Genomic DNA, 4,025 nt, shown 5'->3' with positions numbered 1-4,025 from the left:
GCCTTCCACAGGGTTGTGCTCCACCAGCGGCACATGCTTGTAGGCCGCCGCGTGATAGACCGTATTGGGGCGCCACACGCCCATGATCTGGCGCATGCGTGCGCCATCGCATACAGAGGCCAGCAGCGGCACCACGTTCAGAGCGGGCGCCTTTTGCTCCAGCTCACGGTGAATGGCATAGAGCGCGTATTCGCTCCATTCCACCAGCAGCAGCACCGAGGGCTTCAGCTGCGCAATCTGGCGGCACAGCTCGCTGCCAATGGAACCGCCCGCACCCGTCACCAGCACCACCTTGCCGCGAACATGGCGATGCAGCAGATGGTCGACTGGCGCCACCGGATCGCGGCCCAGCAGGTCTTCGATGTCGACCTCCATCAGGTCCTTGACCTGTACCCGGCCCTGCGCCAGGTCGGCCATGCCGGGGAGCGTGCGCACGTGCAGGTGCAGCGACAAGAGCTCGTTCAGAATTTGCGCCCGGCGCCCTTGTGAGACCGACGGCAGCGCCAGCAGCACGTCGGTAATGCCTTGGGCAGCAGCATTGGCTTTCAGCCATGATGGCGCGTAAATGGGCAGACCGTTGAGGGTACGGCCCTGCAGATGGGGCGAATCGTCGACAAAGCTATGCACCACCATCTCGGGGCTGTGCGCCAGCGCCGCAGCCAACTGGCGCCCAGCCTTGCCGGCACCGTAGATCACCACCTGCGGCAGAGTCTTGCTGCGCAACAGCTGCGAATACAAGCCGCCCAGCCAGTAGCGTGCAGCCAGCCGCGAAGCGCCCACGGTGAACAACAGCAGCGCAGGCACCAACAGGCCCACCGTGCGCGGAATGCCTTCCACTCCGACCAGGGTGAACATCATGACGTAGCCCACGCTGAACAAGGAGCAGGCGCGGCCGATAGCCATCAACGCCGCACTGCCGGCGTACCGGAAAATTGCTCGGTAAAGGCCCGTGATCACGAACAGCGGCAGCGCCAACATGATCGCGCCCGCTACCGCCAGCCAGTGCACGCCCGCCAGTTCCACCCACCTGTCGTAGCGCACGCTGAGCGCAATCCACACGCACAACACGCACAGGCCGGTGTCCACCAACAAGGCCAATACTCGCTTCAAGGGACGCGGCAATGCCAGCACAGGCTGGGCCAGACGATCGATCATGTGGACTCCCTCGACAAGTTCTTATCGCTACGCCGGCGCTCCAGCAAGAACGCCAGGCCCGCGCCCAGCAGCAACCCGACCCAATCCGCCAGCAGATCGGTAGCCTCGGCAACGCGATCAGGCGTCAACGATTGCAGCAGCTCGATGAGCCCGCCATAGGCCAGCAACGTGGTCAAGACGATGGCCGTGCGCCCGGGCCAAGCCAACTGGCCCAGCAGCCCCAGCACCGCAAAGCCCAAGGCGTGATTGCTTTTGTCCCAGCCAGTCGAAGGCAAGGCAGAGGCCACCGAGGACGGGGCCAGGCTCAACACCAGCAGCGCGAGCATTGCCAAGGCCAGCAGCCAGCTCCACACCGCGGCACCGGGCCGGGGCCACCAACTGGGCGCTGCATGGAAGTTCATGTGGCGCTCGCTTCTTTCAGCACTTGCCCAATGGCCGCGCAGCTGGCGTCCATTTCCGCCGCTGTGAGCGTTGGGTGCACCAGGAACATGACGCTGGTTTCGCCTAAGGCGCGCGCCACCGGCAAGCGCTCCGCCGGCCGCCAGCCGGTGCCATCGAAAGCCTTTTCCAAGTACACCTCCGAGCAGGAACCTTGGTAGCAAGGCACGCCCAGCGCCTGGATGGCATTCACGATACGGTCACGGTTCCAGCCGGGCGCCAGCCGCTCGGGCTCAACGTAGGCATAGCACTTGTAGTGCGCATGCACGCTGCCTTCGGGCAGAGTCGGCACGCGCACCGCCGCGTGCGGGCGGCAGGCCGCCCACAGCGCTTCTGCATGCCGCGTGCGCAGCGCGGTCCAGTCAGCCATGCGGCGCAGCTGGATACGGCCGATCACGGCCTGCATCTCCAACATGCGCCAGTTGGTGCCGAAGCTTTCATGCAGCCAACGGAAGCCGGGCGGATGCTCGCGCTTGAACACCGCATCGTGGCTCTTGCCATGGTCCTTGAATTCCCACATGGCGCGCCAGAGCGACTCATCGTTGGTGGTGACCATGCCGCCTTCGCCGCCGGTGGTCATGATCTTGTCCTGGCAGAAAGACCAGGCGCCCACATGACCGATGGAGCCGACCGCCTGCCCCTTGTAGCGCGCGCCGTGCGCCTGGGCACAGTCTTCGATGACCTTGAAGCCATGCTGCTCGGCCAACGCCATGATCGGATCCATATCGCAAGGCCAGCCGCCCAGGTGCACGCAGATCACCGCGCGCGTGCGCGGTGTGAGCACCCGCGCAATGGTGGCTGCAGAGAGATTGCCGCTGTCGGCCTCGACATCCGCGAACACCGGCGTGGCACCTGCGTTGACCACGCAAGAAACGCTTGCCATGAAGGTGCGCGGTGTAACCACCACTTCATCGCCCGGGCCGATGCCCAATGCCTTCAGGGCCACGTCCAACGCCAATGTGCCATTGGCCAGCGCCACGGCATGCGCGGTGCCCGTCCACGAAGCAAACTCCTTTTCGAACTCGCGGCATTCCTGGCCGGTCCAGTAGTTGACCTTGTTGGAGAGCAGCACACGCTGCACGGCTTCGGCCTCTTCGGTGGTGAAGCTGGGCCAAGGAGAAAAGTTAGTGTTCAGCATAGGAGCTCAAGCAGTTCGTGCCATTCATCGATCCAATAATTCGGTAAGGCATCAGGCAAGACGTTGCTCAGATCTTGCGAGTGAATCGCGCCCTTGCCGCGCAAGCCGACGCTGGTCCAGCCCAGGGCATTGCAAGCGATGAAGTCTTTGCGTGGGTTGTCGCCCACGTAGAAATAAGACTTGGCGGGATAGTCCTGTTCGATGGCTCGAAAGCGCAGCGCATCGGGCTTCTCCGATTGGTAGTCTTCGGACACGTATGCTCGGAACCGCGAAAGCCCCAGCGCCTGAAGCTTGATCCTTTGTGTCACGCCTCGCCCGTCGGTAAGGACGAGAACACGCATGCACCTGTGCTCCAACCTGTCCAACATCTGTTTGCATTCGGCGGTCAAGCTGATCTCAGGAGCGTGGAGCCGATACATCCATAACAGCGATTCCTTCGCCGTGAGAGGAAAATTCGCGGCAGCACACAAGAGACCTATCCAGTCTTCTTTCGGATGCACGATGGCCTCGGCTATCTGCGCTTGCAGATCGGCACCGCAGAGCTTTTCAAGCCAAGTCCCGACATGACGGATGCCGGAGCGAACGTAGTCCAACTCTGGATACAACGTGTCGTCCAGATCGAAAACGACCACGGTTTGCTGCAAATCACTGATAGTCACGGACCATCACCTTCGCGTCGTAGCGCAGCATGAGCAAGTTCGGCTCCCAGCCATCGAAAAATGCGACTTCTTCTCCTAGCAAATACTCGTCGATCAACCAACCTGGGTAACGGGCACCTGCCGCATACGACAGCGGGAAACCGCCGCCAAAGCGTGGGTTGATCTCCAACGCGGCAAAGCGTTGGGGCTGCGACTTGGCAAAGAGCTGAATCGTCAAGCAGCCGCGCGCTCCCGGCAGCACGCGAAGACGATCGAGAAGATATGCATAGACATGGTCCCTGCGCGTTACGCCCTTGGACACCTCACCGTCGCGCACCTCCAACCGTTGGCGCGGAACCAGGCAGCGCAAGACCCCGGATCGGTCGTAATAGGCATCGACTGTGTATTCGTGATGGGACGAATCGACATAGTCCATGAACATGAGCTTCGAGTCTGCAAGCATTTCCGTGGTCAGGGTGGACTGCGAAGCGACCATCACAGCCCCGATGCTGCGGCTTCCATCAAACGGTTTTGCAAAGCAGGGGAACTCCAATCGGTTCTTGTCCTGTATCCGCGGTGTGTCAATGTCGAGTTGGGCAAAGAGACCACTGGACCGCCGCTTGTCGCGGCATTGCTCGATCAACGTAGTGGAGGAG

Annotated in this window: 5 protein-coding genes; all 5 read right to left on the bottom strand. The window is 62.2% G+C overall.

Annotated features, from left to right (window positions below; all coding sequences use genetic code 11):
- The coding region (locus AC1DOC_RS22810) for a nucleoside-diphosphate sugar epimerase/dehydratase (RefSeq protein WP_478130537.1) at positions 1-1,155 on the bottom strand (1,155 nt) is incomplete at its 3' end.
- The gene (locus AC1DOC_RS22805) at positions 1,152-1,556 is read right to left on the bottom strand and encodes a VanZ family protein (protein WP_244883347.1); all 405 of its coding nucleotides are present in this window, start codon (positions 1,554-1,556) and stop codon (positions 1,152-1,154) included. The genes AC1DOC_RS22805 and AC1DOC_RS22810, both read right to left, overlap by 4 nt.
- A complete protein-coding gene (locus AC1DOC_RS22800) occupies positions 1,553-2,731 on the bottom strand; it encodes a DegT/DnrJ/EryC1/StrS family aminotransferase (RefSeq protein WP_478081026.1) in 1,179 nt (392 codons plus the stop codon). The genes AC1DOC_RS22805 and AC1DOC_RS22800 overlap by 4 nt, the downstream gene beginning before the upstream one ends.
- A complete protein-coding gene (locus AC1DOC_RS22795) occupies positions 2,725-3,390 on the bottom strand; it encodes an HAD family hydrolase (RefSeq protein ID WP_478081027.1) in 666 nt (221 codons plus the stop codon). The genes AC1DOC_RS22800 and AC1DOC_RS22795 overlap by 7 nt, the downstream gene beginning before the upstream one ends.
- Positions 3,377-4,025, bottom strand: a 649-nt coding sequence (locus AC1DOC_RS22790) for an ATP-grasp domain-containing protein (protein WP_478130536.1), incomplete at its 5' end; no start/stop codon positions are given. The genes AC1DOC_RS22790 and AC1DOC_RS22795, both read right to left, overlap by 14 nt.

The sequence above is a fragment of the Variovorax sp. 01T439_2 genome, from assembly GCF_056398445.1.
This window is presented reverse-complemented; position numbering and strand designations above follow the sequence as displayed.